Source organism: Paenibacillus nitricinens (genome assembly GCF_052056485.1).
GTDB lineage: Bacteria > Bacillota > Bacilli > Paenibacillales > Paenibacillaceae > Paenibacillus_AQ > Paenibacillus_AQ nitricinens.
On the sequence record NZ_CP183948.1, the window covers coordinates 1,219,953 to 1,237,008 of the forward strand.

At 45.2% G+C, this 17,056-nt stretch carries 15 protein-coding genes; 4 read left to right on the forward strand and 11 right to left on the reverse strand.

Annotated features, from left to right (window positions below; genetic code table 11):
* Window positions 1-137 precede the first annotated feature (137 nt).
* Both ACN6KS_RS05395 and ACN6KS_RS05400 read left to right on the forward strand, forming a co-directional pair.
* Window positions 138-1,547, forward strand: coding sequence for an aminotransferase-like domain-containing protein (locus ACN6KS_RS05395; RefSeq protein ID WP_256990565.1), 1,410 nt, complete (start codon window positions 138-140; stop codon window positions 1,545-1,547).
* A 136-nt stretch (window positions 1,548-1,683) separates the two neighbouring features.
* Window positions 1,684-2,364 (forward strand): hypothetical protein, encoded by a 681-nt coding sequence (locus tag ACN6KS_RS05400; RefSeq protein WP_440961524.1) that lies wholly within the window; start codon window positions 1,684-1,686, stop codon window positions 2,362-2,364.
* A 382-nt stretch (window positions 2,365-2,746) separates the two neighbouring features.
* Here ACN6KS_RS05400 and ACN6KS_RS05405 read toward each other — a convergent pair whose 3' ends face one another.
* From ACN6KS_RS05405 to ACN6KS_RS05450, 10 genes are all read right to left on the reverse strand, one after another.
* Window positions 2,747-4,156 (reverse strand): nucleoside recognition domain-containing protein, encoded by a 1,410-nt coding sequence (locus ACN6KS_RS05405; protein ID WP_440961525.1) that lies wholly within the window; start codon window positions 4,154-4,156, stop codon window positions 2,747-2,749.
* Entirely contained in the window at window positions 4,134-4,865 is a 732-nt protein-coding gene (locus ACN6KS_RS05410) for a FeoB small GTPase domain-containing protein (protein ID WP_094872336.1), read from the reverse strand. Before ACN6KS_RS05410 ends, ACN6KS_RS05405 begins: the two co-directional genes overlap by 23 nt.
* On the reverse strand, window positions 4,862-5,116 hold the full coding sequence (locus ACN6KS_RS05415) for a FeoA family protein (protein WP_060621666.1): 255 nt from the start codon (window positions 5,114-5,116) through the stop codon (window positions 4,862-4,864). Before ACN6KS_RS05415 ends, ACN6KS_RS05410 begins: the two co-directional genes overlap by 4 nt.
* Window positions 5,117-5,392: 276 nt before the next feature.
* The gene (locus tag ACN6KS_RS05420; protein WP_440961526.1) at window positions 5,393-5,851 is read right to left on the reverse strand and encodes an SRPBCC domain-containing protein; all 459 of its coding nucleotides are present in this window, start codon (window positions 5,849-5,851) and stop codon (window positions 5,393-5,395) included.
* 103 nt (window positions 5,852-5,954) lie between these two features.
* Window positions 5,955-6,911: a helix-turn-helix transcriptional regulator gene (locus ACN6KS_RS05425; protein WP_440961527.1), complete on the reverse strand. Its 957-nt coding sequence runs from the start codon at window positions 6,909-6,911 to the stop codon at window positions 5,955-5,957.
* Window positions 6,912-6,997: 86 nt separating this feature from the next.
* The gene (locus tag ACN6KS_RS05430) at window positions 6,998-8,944 is read right to left on the reverse strand and encodes an FtsX-like permease family protein (protein WP_440961528.1); all 1,947 of its coding nucleotides are present in this window, start codon (window positions 8,942-8,944) and stop codon (window positions 6,998-7,000) included.
* A complete protein-coding gene (locus tag ACN6KS_RS05435) occupies window positions 8,919-9,689 on the reverse strand; it encodes an ABC transporter ATP-binding protein (protein WP_094872330.1) in 771 nt (256 codons plus the stop codon). The genes ACN6KS_RS05430 and ACN6KS_RS05435 overlap by 26 nt, the downstream gene beginning before the upstream one ends.
* Window positions 9,690-9,918: 229 nt before the next feature.
* Window positions 9,919-10,917, reverse strand: coding sequence for a sensor histidine kinase (locus ACN6KS_RS05440; protein ID WP_440961529.1), 999 nt, complete (start codon window positions 10,915-10,917; stop codon window positions 9,919-9,921).
* A complete protein-coding gene (locus ACN6KS_RS05445) occupies window positions 10,914-11,612 on the reverse strand; it encodes a response regulator transcription factor (protein ID WP_094872327.1) in 699 nt (232 codons plus the stop codon). The genes ACN6KS_RS05440 and ACN6KS_RS05445 overlap by 4 nt, the downstream gene beginning before the upstream one ends.
* Before the next feature lie 1,343 nt (window positions 11,613-12,955).
* Window positions 12,956-14,113 (reverse strand): phosphodiester glycosidase family protein, encoded by a 1,158-nt coding sequence (locus ACN6KS_RS05450; protein WP_440961530.1) that lies wholly within the window; start codon window positions 14,111-14,113, stop codon window positions 12,956-12,958.
* A gap of 176 nt (window positions 14,114-14,289) precedes the next feature.
* Between ACN6KS_RS05450 and ACN6KS_RS05455 the strand changes: the two genes are divergently transcribed.
* Both ACN6KS_RS05455 and ACN6KS_RS05460 read left to right on the forward strand, forming a co-directional pair.
* A complete protein-coding gene (locus tag ACN6KS_RS05455) occupies window positions 14,290-14,868 on the forward strand; it encodes a histidine phosphatase family protein (protein ID WP_440961531.1) in 579 nt (192 codons plus the stop codon).
* A gap of 91 nt (window positions 14,869-14,959) precedes the next feature.
* Window positions 14,960-15,763: a GGDEF domain-containing protein gene (locus tag ACN6KS_RS05460; RefSeq protein ID WP_179281683.1), complete on the forward strand. Its 804-nt coding sequence runs from the start codon at window positions 14,960-14,962 to the stop codon at window positions 15,761-15,763.
* 67 nt (window positions 15,764-15,830) lie between these two features.
* Here ACN6KS_RS05460 and ACN6KS_RS05465 read toward each other — a convergent pair whose 3' ends face one another.
* Window positions 15,831-17,048 (reverse strand): SLC45 family MFS transporter, encoded by a 1,218-nt coding sequence (locus ACN6KS_RS05465; RefSeq protein ID WP_094872477.1) that lies wholly within the window; start codon window positions 17,046-17,048, stop codon window positions 15,831-15,833.
* Between the last annotated feature and the right edge of the window lie 8 nt (window positions 17,049-17,056).

Sequence of the window (17,056 nt, forward strand, 5' to 3'; positions counted from 1 at the left end):
TATATAGCGTTCCTTGAACCAGTCCGTTAATCATATAGGGGAGAACATAGAACAGATGATGTTGAATAGAACAGATGACTATAGAAATCGTGTACAATACTGTAAATAGGAGTTGTTCGGAGAGGAGTTGCAGTGAAGTGAAAAAGTCAGCGAGCGTGGAGCATAATCATCCCTTATTTCGGCAGGTATATGAATTTTTAGTGAATCGCATGGAGCGAGGGGAGTGGGGGGCACATGATAAGCTTCCTTCTATACGGCTGCTGGCGGAGGAATTAAAGGTACATCGACTGACAGTATTCAAAGCGTATAGAATGCTGACAGAGGATGGGAAAGTTTATGTAAAAGATAAATCGGGTTATTACGTATCGCCTGTTAGCTTGGTTCCTATTGTAGAAAAAGGCGCAGCAGTCACTGCCTATGCGCTCACTAATCCTCTTTCGGATATACAGAGAATGCCTGCTAAGTATCAGTTCTCACAGGCGCTGATTGATCCAGGTCTTTTGCCAAATCTTTTTCTATCCGACTATGTCAAAAAAGTGTTCGATTTATATCCCAAGGTCATGGGGACGTACTCTTCGGTTCAGGGAGATGAGGAGTTACGGGAGACGCTAAGTCGTCATTTTCGTAAGAAGCATCGGTTACAGTTATCCTCGGAAGAGCTGCTTATTACTTCAGGTGCGCAGCAGGCGATCAATCTGATATCACGAATTGTGCTCGGGCCTATGGACACGGTGCTGGTGGAGCGACCGACCTACAGTGTGGCCATGGATATTTTTCGCCGGGAGGGGGCAAGGCTGATTCCGGTGGAGATCACTCCGATGGGCTATGACTTGGAGGAAGTTGAAGCTCTGATGAAAAAGCATAGACCGCGTATGTTCTATATCAATCCGACTCATCATAATCCAACTGGATATACGGTGCCAGCGCAGCAACGTAAACTGTTGGTCGAGCTTGCCGAGCGTTATCGCTGTCTGTTAGTCGAAGATGATCCGTTCCGCGATATGTATTTTGAAGAGGAGCCCCCGCCGCCCTTTTTTGCTTACGATACCGAAGGTTGGGTGATCTATATTAGCAGCTTCAGTAAATATGTAGCCCCAGGCTTACGGATCTGTGCGGTGGCTTGTCGTTATCCGTTTATGGAGCGCTTGATCACGGCCAAATCACTCGCGGACAATGGTACTCCGCTGCTTAACCAGAAGATATTCCTACATTACTACACGTCATCACGTTTGCAACAGCATCTCGGTAAGCTGCGCATTGCACTTCAGGTGCATAAGGAGATTGTAGAGGAGGAGCTGGCTGGGACCGGGTGGGAGTGGACGCCTCCGCAAGGGGGGCTAAATCTGTGGGTGAAGCTGCCGGATCATCTCTCGGTGGAGCGATTGTTTGCCGCAAGTATGGCGCAGTCGATTGCTTTTGTGCCAGGAGAGCTGTTCGATCCGCTGGGGGAAATGAAGTCGAGCATTCGAATAAGCTACTCTTTTGCAAGCGAAGGGGTGCTACGTGAGGGGATTCAGCGGTTGATTGCAATTGCGCGGGGGGGATGAGTAAATTCAGAAGAGATGAGAGACTAGTGAAGTCTAATTCGGACGGAATGGATTAGACTTGTATAACTTGTTTGGGAATTGTTGTAACACTTTCCACGTTTGCTCCGTCTGTAAGATAAAGAAGGAGGTCATTAAGGTGCGAAAGGGTAATCTGCGAAATCCAGTGCTGATCATTCTAAGTATAACGTTAATATTTATGGCCTTGCTGACGGTGCGCCCCTCTGTTACTTATGCGTGTTCCTGTGTTGTACCTGCGGAACCACTTGAGGCGCTTGAATCAAGTTCAGCCGTCTTTACTGGGAAAGTAGTGGGCATAAAGGAGCCGAAGGGGACTATAATCTCATCTGCGGATCCAGTAAAAGTAACCTTTGAAGTCGATTCCAGCTGGAAAGGGGTCGAGGGGAATAAAGTAACATTGACCACTGCTTTATCGTCTGCCAGCTGTGGGTTTGAATTCGTGGAAGGGGAAAGTTATATCGTCTATGCGTATGCTAATGACGAAGATGACTCTGGTAAATTAGAGGCCAGTTTATGCAGTCGAACGAAGCTGCTTGCTTCGGCATCGGAGGACCTGAAGGTGCTTGGATCTAGTATATCGGCAGGAACACCTACAGCTTCTCCGAAGGCAACATCGAATCCTTCGCCGAAATCTGCAGATGAGAATAATGAGTCGACGGATGTGGCGGGGAAACCAACTGCGGAGAGCGATTCCGTTCCACTTGTTAATGTAGGAATCAGTGGAGTCATTATCGTTTTGATAGCGATAGCTGGCGCTGTGTTCTACCTTCGTAGAGATGGTGGATCGCGTAAGAGATAAAATGATGGTCTGATGAAGCGGTCGCCCGGGAAATATTCGGGCGGCCGCTTATTTATTTGAGCTGATCTTAATGAGATCAATAATTAGGGAATTCCTCCCTGTGATTTATCTTGTTTTAATCGATATCATCAATATTCAGGGAATTCCTCCCTGTTATTCAGCAGAAATTGCCCATTTGGCAATAATCCGCTCATTTATAGGGAGAATTTCCGCAAAAAGTTCAATTTTCACTTATAAAGTCCGAATTAGAGGGAGGATTTCCCTATAAATATTTCAAGGAGGCTAGAATCTGTGAAGCCAGCTGAAGTTAGGTAATGAAGGTGATGTAAGGTGCTGCAGGTAATCAAGGTGAAGAGGGGGAATTTCATACCGCAAGCTTACGTTACACCCACCCGAACAACCGAACGAGTTGTGCGACTGCAAAGGTTACTCCTATGGCGATACCGAGCGGAATGACTGCTGAGAGAACAGCCCACTTCATGCTTTTCGTCTCCTTATAGATGTTCACGAGCGTAGTGCCGCAAGGATAGTGGAGCAGGGAGAACAGCATCATGTTAAGCGCAGTCAGCCAAGTCCAGCCATGTGATAAAAAGACATCTTTGATGCTGCCCAAGCTGTCGATATCGACCATAGCGCCTGAGGACATATAGCCCATAAGCAGAATAGGCAGTACGATTTCATTCGCGGGAAGTCCGAGAATAAAGGCCATAATGATAAAGCCATCCATGCCGAGCATGTGTGCAAAAGGATCAAAGAAGGCTGCCATATGATTCAGGACAGAATCTCCACCGATAAACAGGTTGCCAAGAATCCAAGTGATAATACCGGCAGGGGCAGCAACAACGATAGCCCGAGTAAGTACGTTAAGCGACTTATCTTTTGAAGAAATAAGTATGGTCTTCCAAATTTGCGGCCGGCGATAGGGCGGGAGCTCCAGTGTGTAGTGTGTTGGAACACCGCGTAGCGCAGTTTTCGACATGACCCAGGAAACCGTCAGGGTAACGATGATACCGATTAGCACCATCCCCATAAGTACGGAGGCGGTGGTGAGGGTACGGAGTGCGCCTGTCGTAGCCGCTCCTGCCATGAATAAGGAAGACAATAGAATCAATGTCGGCCAACGGCCGTTACATGGAACGAAATTGTTAGTTAAAATCGCGAGCATCCGTTCACGCGGCGATTCGATGATTCGTGTGGAGAGGATCGCGGCGGCATTACAGCCGAAACCCATAGACATGGTCAAAGCTTGCTTGCCGTGACCACCTGATTTTTTGAACAACCGGTCCATGTTAAAAGCAACCCTCGGCAGATACCCGAAATTCTCAAGCAGTGCAAACACTGGAAAAAATATCATCATTGGTGGCAGCATGACACTGATAACCCATGAGGTTCCTCGATATAATCCAAGCACAAGTACACCGTGTAGCCAAGCGGGGGCATGAATCGCCGCAAATCCGGCCGTCAGATAACCTTCAATGAAGCCGAAGAAAGAAGCAAGCCAGCTTGAAGGATAGTTGGCGCCGGCAATCGTAATCCAGAACACGATACCGAGGATGGCGAGCATAATGGGGAATCCCCATATTTTTGAAGTTACGATATTATCCAGCTTATAAGTGCTGTTCAGCTTCTTCTTATCCCTATAGGTGACTGCATCCCCGCAGATGCCTGCGGATACGCCATAGATACCACTGACAATCTCATCCCGTATCGCTCCGCCGTCAGCGAGCTTTTTTGCTGTGGACAGCAAGGAATCTAGAGGATCTAATCCCTTAGTGATAGGCGGTGACTCCATGACCGATGACCTCCTTTGCTTCAGGCAATTCTTTATTTTTCATATTCTCCTTAAGCGAAGTTAGCAAGCTGTCGTCACCATCCAATAAGCGCAGTGCAATCCAGCGTGCTGGATATTTGCTGCCAATGGTTTGCTCTACCAGAGGTGTAAGCTCTGCGATCCCTCGTTCAATCTCTTCGTTATAAGTAATAACCAGCGGCTGTGCGGTGAAAGTGCCGGTAGCCACTCGCTCCACCTGATCCAATAACGCTTCAATACCGATTTTATTGCGAGCCGATATCGCTACAACTGGCACGCCGAGACGTTTGGAAATACGTTTCAGATTAATGTCGATACCGAGTTTACGGGCTTCATCGATGAGGTTGATGCAGACTACAGCCCGCCCGGTAATCTCCAGCACTTGCAAGGCAAGGTTGAGATTTCGTTCTAGCGAGGTAGCATCAAGCACGACTAGTGTCACATCTGGCTGTTCAAAAATAATATAATCTCTAGCCGCTTCTTCATCTGCAGAATTCGAGTATAGGGAATAGGTACCAGGAAGATCTACTGCAAGATACGTATGGTCTTTATGCTTAAACTCGCCTTCAGCAGTAATGACGGTTTTACCTGCCCAGTTTCCTGTATGCTGGCGCATGCCGGTCAGCAGGTTGAAAAGCGTGCTTTTTCCAGTGTTAGGATTGCCTGCAAAAGCGACAGTGAAATGACTCATGCTTCTACACCTCCGATGACTTCTCCAAATATTAAAGAGCTTTCTTCTCTACGTAATGCAATGGTCGTATTGCTTACCCGAAAAGCTATAGGATCTCCTAAAGGACTACGGCGCAACACCTCAACGGCATTACCGACTACAAACCCGAGATCCAGTAATCTTCTTCTAAGCACACCCTGAACTTCAATGCCGCTGATGCGCAACATACTGCCTTTAGCCGCTTCTGATAATGGAATACTAGTTCCCGACATAAGAACCCCCTTCTTTCAGTTATTGTATATTTGTATTTTTATGGTTATTATTTTGTGCAATGGAATTTTTCTTGTGGACTGACACAATATTAGTATATGTGAACAACTTTGTCCCTGCAACAAGAATGTTTCCCTAAGGCAAAATTAATTTAGACGCAGAAAAGCCCCTAACGGAAAGAAGGCTTGCGCTCTCCAGCCGAGGGGCTAAGATTGAGTCTACTCATAGGCTTGTCTTTAATTGGAATAGTCTAATCCAAGGTTTTATTAGTCGTGAAGTTACGTCCAGCTGCCAAAATCAAGCGTGCGTCCGGTCTCCACCAAGGTTTTAATATTACTTAGAACCTGCCACCAAGCGCTGATGCTGCCAGCATACGAAGGATCATCAGGATGCCATTCATCGTGGATAAGCGTGAGCTTAGTAGTTCCACCCACCGGTTCAAGCAGCCAAGATATACGCGATTCATATCTTTCTAGTCCCTTATGATAGGAAGGGCCGACCTTATGCGTGAAACGCAGTGCTTTTTGCGGAGTAAACTCCAGCAGCGTTCCATACACATGTAATGTTTCATCTCCATCTTCTCCAGGACCTACATATTCCAATAATTCGCCTTCCTTAAAAGTTGAATGGATTACGCTCCCGTAATAAATCTGTTTGGTACCTTCCGGAGAGATCAGAGTGTCCCATACCTGCTCAGGTGTTCCGTCAATATAAAATTCATAGTGTAGTTCCTTCATTCGTTATTCCTCCTTGATTTATAGGTTCATTTATTCCCTCAGACTCATTTACACTATACAAAAGGATCACTGACAACTACGGTCAGTGATCCTAAAGAATAATTTATGTCTTATAATGAGCTGCTAAATTGGAGGCTATGGAGGCTAGTCTTTCTCTTAGTGAGGAAGGCTCCATGATTCGTAATGTGGTTCCATAAGGCAACAAGAAGTAGGGTGCATAAGTCAGTAAAGAAGTTTCGTCCACTTGAAAGCGGGCTTGTCCTTCCATGCGCTGTACCAGCGTATGTCCGAACAACCAATGACTGCATAGATCATTCAAGACTCCCTCGTCGGATGCGATGACTACTGTGACTAGTTTCTCTTCAGTATTGCGTGCAGGCAGTAAGCTCTTTAACAAAAAATCACGTGCAGAGAAGTCAGCAGGACGAGCGAACATAGCTTCTGTACGTTGTAGTTCAATGATTCTATCCACCCTGAAACTACGAATTTCATGTCGCTCGTGGCAGTAAGCTACGGTGTACCATTGGCCCTTCCAGAGTACAAGTCCGTAAGGATCAATGGCACGGGATGATTTGGTTTCTCCATTCCCCTTACGATATTCCATTTGCAGGGTGTATCCATTCGCTGCCCCCAATTCCAATTCTTGAATCAGATGGCTAAGCGACGGGGAAGGAGAATGGATCGTCTCAATGCCATTCTCATGGCGCTCCATTTGTTCTAATTGCTGGGCATTGCTATATCTTTTTAGCTTGGATAAGGCTCGGTCCAGAGCTTCAACATAAGGATATCCGGTCCCCCTGGCAAAAGAAGAAGCTTGTAGAAGGGCACGCTGCTCTTCGGAGTCAAAGAATAAGGGAGCCTCAATAAAATGTTCCGGTAAGCTGTAACCGCCACCAGGCCCGCTATCCGCAATAACGGGTACACCACTGATGCATAACGCATCGATGTATCTGTACACAGACCGAACACTGATCTCTAACGCTTCCGCTAGTTCTCCGGCGGTTCTTCCCCGCTGCTTGAGCATCCAAAGAATGGATAACATATGATCAGCCTTGGACATAAATGCGGAACCTCCTTGCTAGGTTTATTGAATAATATAGCAAGTGTAACGTGTAAGCACGGTTCCGCCAACACAAAGAGAAGTATCTATACCATTATTTTTTTAAGACTATGAATGTACCGGGATCGTGCAATAAAGAAATAGAGAGTTTGCACAGCAAGGAATGTACCGGATGTCATTAGCACGGGAAGCGTGACATCGGTGATATTCATTTGCTTCAGGATGGGCCGAATCACGACAAGGGTCTGAATGGTGGCAATCACAATCGGAATATAAAAGAGCACAGAGATCTGTTTGGTAGCAGAAGCTGACATTTCTTTAGTGCTTAAACCGATTTTGGATAAAGCGGTGTACATTTGCTTATCAGTGTTTAGCTCGGTATGAAGCTTAAAAAAAAGAAAGCTGGCCGATGAGAGCGAGAAGATCAGTGCGATAAAGATGCCAATAAAACTAAATATGGCTGTTCCCTGTTTGGTTGATAGATAGCTGTCCGCTCGCGCTGTTAGTAAGCCATTGTATTGATGATTATTAGCACTGTTGGATACTTTACTCCACTGGATAAGTTCTCTGGTGATCACAGCTTCAGGGGAGTTATCCTCAGGCGTAGGGCCATCCCATGCAGGGATTTTATATAGATATCGTACATAGGGCCTTGTGTATTCCGCTGCTGAAGAAAACTTATCATAAAAACCGTCATCTACGATTAAGAGTGAGCTTGCCATGGGGTCCATTGGATGTATCTTTGGCGTTCGAAATTCTTTTAGCAGCAGCTCTTCATCTTTCTGATTTTTCAAAAGAATCGTTCGATTCACAGCGTAATTCTGTGTCTCTATATGAGGGCTTAGCAGTAATACAGCTTCTTTCTCAGATAGGGGTCCCACCTCGGGCACATTCATTTGCGGAGCCAATTGATTGAACTCTGATCGGGAGATGATATCAAGGTTAAGGAGGGTTTCTTTATCGATTCCTTGAATGGAAGCGGAGATTAGATCAACCTTATTCTCTGTATACTCGACTTTGGCGTTCTGTAATTTATTATGAATCGGTTCTAAATCTGGCGCTTTTCCCTTCGGATTATAGTTCGAATAGTTTATAGCGAATGGAGTTTTTTTATAGTGCTCTATATTCGCTTGATTAATGGACAAAAGAAATCCAGCAGCCATGCAAGCAATCGAAGTGACTACTGTAACAAGGAACAGCATTCTTGCATTGTCTTTGATCTTGTAGCTCATCTCAGAAATCCACAGCAGATTGGTCCCACGCCAAAGTCGTTTACGACGCAGCTTAAGTAGGCGTATCCCTAGTACGGATAACTGAGAGTAGAAAAAGTAGGTTCCGGCAATACCTGTGACAGCAGCAACCAATAGTGAGCTCGGAGATAATTGCTTACGAATCGCGAGAGCTCCAGCAGTCAACAGCAGAAATCCGAACAGCGAGAACAACCAGGAGACACGGGGTTCTTTTTTAGGTTTAACATTTCCCTTAAGTAATTCAAGGACTTGATGCTTGCGAATAAACAATAATGTGAAGATCGAAATGACCAGAAATAATGAAATGAATGAGATAGAGGTCATCACTAACGCCTTCATTGGCCAATAAAATGGTAGAGGGTCCATGCCCATAATGGTCGTACTCAGCAGCAAGAAGAGCTTGGATAAAAGCATTCCGAAAGACATACCTGTGACGATAGAGAGCAGTCCGATGAGCATATTTTCGATAAGAATCAGTTTGTTGATCTGGCCTGGACGTGCACCTAAGATCATCAGTAGGCCGAACTCCAAATTACGCATTTTCAGGAAAGCACTAATCGAGTATAGGACAAAAAAGAAAGCAAAGATAAACACAATATAAGAAGCGATTTGCATGCCGGCGGCTGAATTCAGGCCTAGCTTGATGTTCGTAACCCCAGGATGGTAAATAAACACGGAATATGAAAAAAAGATCATGACCATAAAAGCACTGCTTAAGAAAAAAGCAAAATAAGCCCGCGAATTACGCCGCACATTGTTAAACGCGAATTGAGGAAAGTTCATGACTATTCCCTCCCCAAAATGAAAGTGTGTCGATGATTTTTTGGAAGAAGGTTTGACGGTTATCTCCACGATGAATTTCTGCCGCTAGTTTTCCGTCTTTTATAAAGACGATTCGGTTGCAGTAGCTCGCTGCCAGTGGATCATGCGTTACAAGCATTATCGTCGTGCCCTCTTTATGATTAATATTCTCCAGCGATTCCATCACCGTACGTGAAGAATTAGAGTCAAGCGCACCTGTAGGCTCGTCTGCCAATATAATTGAAGGAGAGGTGATGATTGCCCGGGCAATTGCGGTCCGCTGACGTTGGCCACCCGAAATTTCATAGGTGCGTTTGCTCAGAATATCGGTAATGTTTAAGCGTTCTGCGACTCTTTGCAGCAAAATCTCCATCTGCGAGAGTTTACGATTGTCCAGCGTTAGGGGCAGTACAATATTCTCAGCAACGGTTAATGTCTCAAGCAGGTTAAAATCCTGAAACACAAAGCCTAGTTGTTTGCGGCGAAAGTGTGCGAGCTCTTTTTTATTCAAAAGATAAGGGTTGCTGCCATTGATATTCACCTCACCAGAGGAGGGCTGGTCGATCGTGGAAACCATGTTAAGCAGTGTTGTTTTACCGCTACCGGAGGGGCCCATGATGCCTACAAATTCACCTTTTTCAATATTGAGATGGATATCGGTGAGAGCTTGGGTCGCTATTTTCCCGGGGTATACCTTATGAAGTCCTTTGACCTCTAAAACATTCATATCATCCATTCCTTCCGTTGCAAAAGTGAGTTTCTCATCCCTCACGAAGCGGGGACGGGTTATGTATATAATGTATAAAATTGAGCGATAAGCTGCTATGGATTTACCTTAACGTTATCTTACAACGTGCTTAAGGTTATGTTCGTACTGGACTGGGATGAACAGATATGCAAAGAAGAAGAACCTCAAAGCCATGATTGCTGACTACGAAGTCCTCTCGTTCTTATCTCTATAGATGATTGCTATTGCTGAATATGAGTCGCACACGGGTTCCTTCTCCGAGTTGCGATTGAATCTCCACCTTATGTTCAAGCCTGCTGCATATCTCCCTTACGAGGTACAGACCCATACCTGTCGATTCATGATAATGGCGTCCACGATCCCCCGTAAAGTAGGGATTAAACACACGCTTTAGATCTTCAGGAGAAATGCCGATGCCTTGATCGGTAATATCCAGAACCGTGTCGGTGCCCACACGCTGGGCTGAGAGGGTAACAGTTTTAGCAGTATTGGAGGCGGGGGTATAATTCACGGCATTGGTTAAGATTTGGGTCAGCATAAACATCAACCATTTGGCATCGCTATATACTGCTAGATTGGCATCCACCTGTACATCTACTTGTATACCTCTGCGTATGAATAGTCTGCGATTCTCGGCTACCGCCTCACTAACTATTTTGCGCAGACGTAACGGTTCAACCTGAAAGTCATTTTCAAATCGGTCAAGCCTTGCCGTGTAAATAACCATCTCCAGCCCCCCGCGCAGACGTTCTAATTCCTCCTGAATACTTGCGGCGGTTTCCTCTTCAAGATCCTTTAGCGTGAGCTGAATGACAGAGAGTGGAGTCTTCATCTGATGAACCCAGCGATTCATGAATACGATATGCTGATTCATCTGGCGGATATGCCCATTTACCTGCTCCTGATACTGACGGTCAATAAGCTGCAATAGCTCATGAATTGCTTCTGACAGAGGCGTATCCCCTAAGGATACGGGATGATTTTGGAGTGAGTCCATTGGATCGCTTAGTGCTGCATACAATTTCCGGTGCTGAACATATCGGTAGCCTAAAAATAGTAAAAGAACTACGGTGCTAAGAGCGATTCCATAGAGCATGATAGAGATCGGTCGGTTCTCACCAGACAGCCAATACAGCAAGGGAATAAGCAACATTTGAAGCAGATAGAACAGGATTAGCGGAATCTGGTCTTTCCAAAATAGCCTCATGGCATATCCTTAGTGACATTAAGCCGATACCCAGCGCCTCTTACAGTTTCCACAATATCGCCAAGACCAAGATCCTTGAGTTTTTTGCGGACACGGGTTATGTACACATTTAATGTATTGTCATCTATAAAATGCTGATCCTTCCACATGAGATCAAGTAGACGCTCCCGATTAACGACGCGTCCTTCTTTTAGCAATAAGGCCTCCAGCAGAACGGATTCTTTTTGAGTCAGCTCGCTAGTATGTCCGTCGTATTGGATGACATAACGTTCAGGATAGAGAATTAAGCCTCCAGACTGGAGCTTATGCTCTTCCTGGGTCTGTGAGTAAGATCCGTATACTCTGCGGATGTGGCTGCGGATTTTGGCAAGCACAACCTCATAGTGAAAAGGTTTGGTGATATAATCATCCCCGCCATTCTCTAGCGCCATCACCTGATCCATTCCACTGTCCCGTGCAGAGATGAATAGAATAGGGCAGAGAGAGAGCGAACGAATCTGGCGGCACCAGTAAAATCCATCGTATTTTGGCAGATTGACGTCCAGCAGAACAACGTCCGGATGAGTGTCATTAAAAATCTCCAGTACCCTGTTGAAATCCTCTATTATCACCGTACGAAATTCATATTTAGATAGATACGTGCTTAAAAGGCTCGCGAGTTTAGCATCGTCCTCTATGATTAGAATCGTTTCCATATATTCACTCCTTTGTTCAGTTATACAGTACCATGGACAAGGAAAAATATGCAAAAGTGAGTCAAGCCTAGCCTTCCGGCAGCCCCAGCCCCAACCCCAACCCCAACCCCAACCCCAACCCCAACCCCAACCCCAACCCCAACCCCAACCCCAACCCCAACCCCAACCCCAACCCCAACCCCAACCCCAACCCCAACCCCAACCCCAACCCCAACCCCAACCCCAACCCCAACCCCAACCCCAACCCCAACCTAACCTCAGTAGCAGCACCAATCCCAGCACTACCCCAGCACCAGCTATTGCGTAACCAGACTTAACTGCACATTGTACAACTATGTGAGCTTATATGGCGACTTTAAGAGGTTTAGTTGCACTCTGTACAACTAAATTGAGCAAATACAGTGTGTCTAAAGGAAAAACGGTAATTTAACTGCACGTAATACAACTAACTTATCTTTTGGAGTAGCAGTATGAGGAATAGTTGTACGAAATGCAATTAGCGGATGGGGATGGGGAAGTAATTTCGAAGGAGGATGTTAGTTTAAGAACATTCATTCATTGGGTCTATTTACCGTCTGCAGATGATCGCGCCCCCTTGAGTTTTGTCTCCGAACCCCAGCACCAGCTATTGCGTAACCAGACTTAACTGCACTTTGTACAACTATTTGAGCTTATATGGCGACTTTAAGAGGTTTAGTTGCACTCTGTACAACTAAATTGAGCAAATACAGTGTGTCTAAAGGAAAAACAGTAATTTAGCTGCACGTAATACAACTAACTTATCTTTTGGAGTAGCAGTATGAGGAATAGTTGTACGAAATGCAATTAGCGGATGGGGATGGGGAAGTAATTTAGAAGGAGGGTGTTAGTTTAAGAACATTCATTCATTGGGTCTATTTACCGTCTGCAGATGATCGCACCCCCTTGAGTTTTGTCTCCGAACCCCAGCACCAGCTATTGCGTAACCAGACTTAACTGCACATTGTACAACTATGTGAGCTTATATGGCGACTTTAAGAGGTTTAGTTGCACTCTGTACAACTAAATTGAGCAAATACAGTGTGTTTAAAGGAAAAACGGTAATTTAACTGCACGTAATACAACTAACTTATCTTTTGGAGTAGCAGTATGAGGAATAGTTGTAAAAAATACAGTTAGCAGATGCGTGCGTGCAGGCAATGGATATCCTTCGAGTAACCATTGAGGATGTTAGTCACGTCGTGCTTAAATGCGTGCTAGCAATGACACGAAAAAAGAATGCTTCTATTGCATGATCTGCAATAGAAGCATCTTCGAAGCCGAAGCCCAGCGTCTCACATTGACACTGGGCTGGCTAGATAAAGCTATTGATATTTAACTACAATCGCGTTGCTAATCTGACGCCCAGGGGTCGTGAGATATTTGCCATTGTAGTATAGTCCGCTGGATGCGCCGCCATCCAGATTCATGGCTTGATACGCACCAGCCTGCTTCATCATTTCTGCCAGCTGTGGGATAGTAGCTCCGCCAGTGGTCAGCAGAATCAGCTTGTGGTCGCGAGTGAGGCCAAGTGCGCTGCGGGCGCCGCCGCCGGTTAAGATCTTGGCATCCTTGAAGCCTTCTGCCACGACATTAAGGGATACCTTGCCATTCACAAGCAGACGTGGCCCAGCTTGGAGTGCTCCTTCCATAGATCCGGAAGCGAAACGGTCTGTAAACTCTAGCCCGGGAATAAGCGAGGCTAGATGGTTGCTGTCATAGGTGAAAATTGTGCGGCGATCGCCGGAGCTATTTTTGAGCATTTTTCCACCACTGACCATATAACCGTAAGGCGCTTTGTATGCCCCTTTGGTGTAAGCATCAAAGAACGTACCGTTAATAGCTACTACGGCATTATTGCGTTTGGCTAGACTGCTTAGTTCCTCCACTTTTCCTACCGTATTTCCTGCTAGTACAACGTCGAGCTTCACTTTAGGATGCAGTAAGGAAACGGTAACCGTTTGGGCTTTGAAGGATTTGCTACCCACCTTGAAAGTTTTACTAGCACTGACAACAGGGGAGGAATCTGCTTTAAGAAGTGAGCCAGACTGTACAGGGACAGTCGATGAAACATCGTTATTCGTAAGGGTTACAGATGAGGCTTCCTGATTCCATTCCAATTGAATGCCCAGCGTTTTGCTGACCAAGGACAAAGGGATATATACCGTACCATTCTCACTAAAAGCGGAGTCGGTTAGTGTTACTGATTTGTCGTTGACGAGCGCAACCGCTTGTCCTACAGTGAGTATAATCTTAGTGTCTGCGTTCGTAATGGTTATACGTTTGTCACTAGTATTCATTTCAGCATGTATGCCGGTGAAATTATTTAAGAGACGCAGTGGGATGTACGAGTGGTTATTTTTGGTTACATACACGGTGTTTTTTGGAACCGCAGCAGCTCCAACAGTGGAGGAACTAAATGTGTAAACCGGAAATAAACATAGAAGGAATGCAAGAAAGAACGGAAACAATAACTTTTTCATATTAACCAAAATCTCCTTATCCTGTAGCTGATGTAAAAAGCGATAAAGGTTTATTATACCTCAAGTTCTAAAACATGGATAACCCTTATTTTTCAAATACTCAAGGGAAGATTCTGATAGAATGTAGATACGATTAAAGAATAGTACTAGAAATCAACAACTAAAGGGAGATCTTTATGACTACAGTAGGTTTAATTCGCCATGGAAGTACAGCGTGGAATAAGGAAGGTAGAGTACAAGGACATACAGATAACTCATTGGATGCAGAAGGCTTTCAGCAGGCAGCGCTTATTGCCGAACGACTTAGCGGTGAACAGTGGGACTACATATATTCAAGTGACTTGCTCAGAGCACAGCAAACGGCAGAGGTTATCGCAAAGCGACTAGGTATTGAGTTAGCAGGTATAGTACCGGGCATTCGAGAGATGTATGCAGGGCTAATTGAAGGTACTACGCAACAAGAACGGATAGAACGATGGGGACCCGATTGGAAGACGCTAGAGTTGGGATTAGAAACTCCGGAGGCCAGCGAGATCAGAGGCAGCCAGGCCATCGAAGATCTTGCGGAGAAACATCCGGGTTGTAATATCTTGATCGTTAGCCACGGAGTAATTTTGCGTAGCATTCTTAGAAGACTGATTCCAGAACTAGACGGTACAGTATTACTGAAAAATACGTCCATCACCCGGATCACCAAATCGGGTACTTCTTGGCATTGCGATCTGTACAATTGTGCAGAGCATTTAGAAATCTAACGAAGTGTTCAGATAATGTTCAGAGCATTTTAATATAGTGATTGTTCAGCAATCTAATCATTTTTGTAGTAAAAGGATGTGCGAATTTAAGGTGGCAGAGGTTCAGATTTACTTACAAACGTTATTATCCCTTCTCATCGCAGCCGCGGCCGGTTATTTAGTACTAAGGCTTTACCGGGATATTTCTTCTAAAACGCCTCAAAAAAGAGCGATTCATACCGGTCTTTTCGTTATAATAATCATCATTGGACTATGGAGCATGCATCAGTTAGGCGTAAAAACCTTATTGGGAAATGAAGTGGCCGATGATGGAATTATCATATCACTGGTGGTCTATAGTCTTACGATAGCCCTATTTATGTTTTTGATTACACGAATGAACCTAGTGTGGGCTGAAAGAGAGCAATTGAAAGAACTGGCGTATAAGGATGCTTTAACAGGGTTATTGAATAAGAATGGAATGGATCATTTTTGGGATCGGTGCAAGGTAAATGAGCAGCTTGCCGTTTTGTTTCTGGATCTGAATCGCTTTAAATCGATCAATGATAGCTTGGGGCATCATGTGGGGGATTTACTGCTGGAAGAAGTGGGTAAAAATTTAATTCAATTCTCCAGCAAAAGAAAACGTCATATCTTCCGCGTGGGCGGTGATGAATTTGTGATTGTCGCTAAAGGCAGCAACCAGAAGGAAGCAGAGCAGCTTGCTGTGCGAATTCTGGAGAAGACGACTAAGAGTTACCAGCTAGGTGAGCATAACCTGTTCGTATCTATGAGTATAGGGATCAGCATAAGTCATGGTAAGGTGGATCATTTCAGGCTGCTTAATGAAGCAGACACAGCGATGTACGCCGCCAAACAGCTCGGTACAGGGCGTTACTCCGTCTATAAGAATTAGAAGAAGTGGATGTAAAATAAAAGCGGCAGCCATAGACCTTGTACATCGTCCATGGCTGCCGCTATTGTTATTGGAAAGGCGAATGAATGCTGTTCGTCACATCCTTACGGCCTTTCATGAGGAACAAGCAGACAAGAGCAACGGCCATACTAATCGCCGCTACGTAGAACAGGATAGAGTAATCAAAAATATCAATCATGAGCCCCAGTAGTGGAGGCGAACTGATGGCGGCAAGGGAAGAGACCAGATAATACATCCCTGTTCGTGTGCCGATACTCTCTTCGGTTCCTGTTGCCACAACATAAGGATAGGAATTGATATTAATACAAGCCCAGAAGACTCCACCTAGCAACAGTAACCCTCGAAGGAGCATCAAGTCCTTTGCAAAACCGACGAGAGCAAAAATGGTCATTAATCCGCATACGCCGATGATGATCATTTTTTTCTTCCCGAATCTTCCGCCCAGCCAACCGCTCGGAATGGCGAACAGCACAAAAGCCAAAGAGAAGAAAGTGAGCGAGAAAGAGGCCGCCTGTTCGCTTAGGCCGAGATGATGTTTGCCATATAAGGTAAACAGCGTCTCAACGCCTTGATACGCTACGAACCAGAAGAAAATCGCCGCTAGCAAAAATACTGTGGTACGGTCAAGCTGACTTCGAAAGGAAATACGAGAGGGCTTGGTGGCAGCATTGTCTTCTGAGGGAAGCTTCATTTGCACGTTTACGCCGTCCCGATTTTCTTTAATGAAGCGTGACACGATAAACATACATAATAAGGTAATCAGTCCAGCGACGATAAACGGAAGTGCTGGATTGGATTTATACAGGATCGAACCTACGCCGAAAGCGAGAATAGAACCGAACCCACCCATGAAATTAATCAGCCCGTTGGCCTTTGTGCGCTGCTCTTCTGGCGTAATGTCCGGCATGAGGGCGACGGTTGGTGAACGGTATAAGCTCATGGCCAGATTCATTAGCATCATAAACAACAGAAGTGTAAATAGTCCGGTATGAAACGGAATCAGCATGGTTAGCACGGCAGCGAAAGGCATACCGATCATAAGATAAGGCATTCTGCGTCCAAAACGCGAGGTCGTGCGGTCACTACGGTTGCCAATCCAAGGCTGCAGGAATAAGGCAAAGTAATTATCAATCGTCATCAAGAAGCTGATAAGCGCCACACTATGTACGTATTTTTCTAGAAAAAAGGGTACAAATGCATTATACAGACTCCACGTAATGCTGATGCTGAAAAAGCCGAATCCGAGCAACCAGACTTTTTTCACATGTTCAC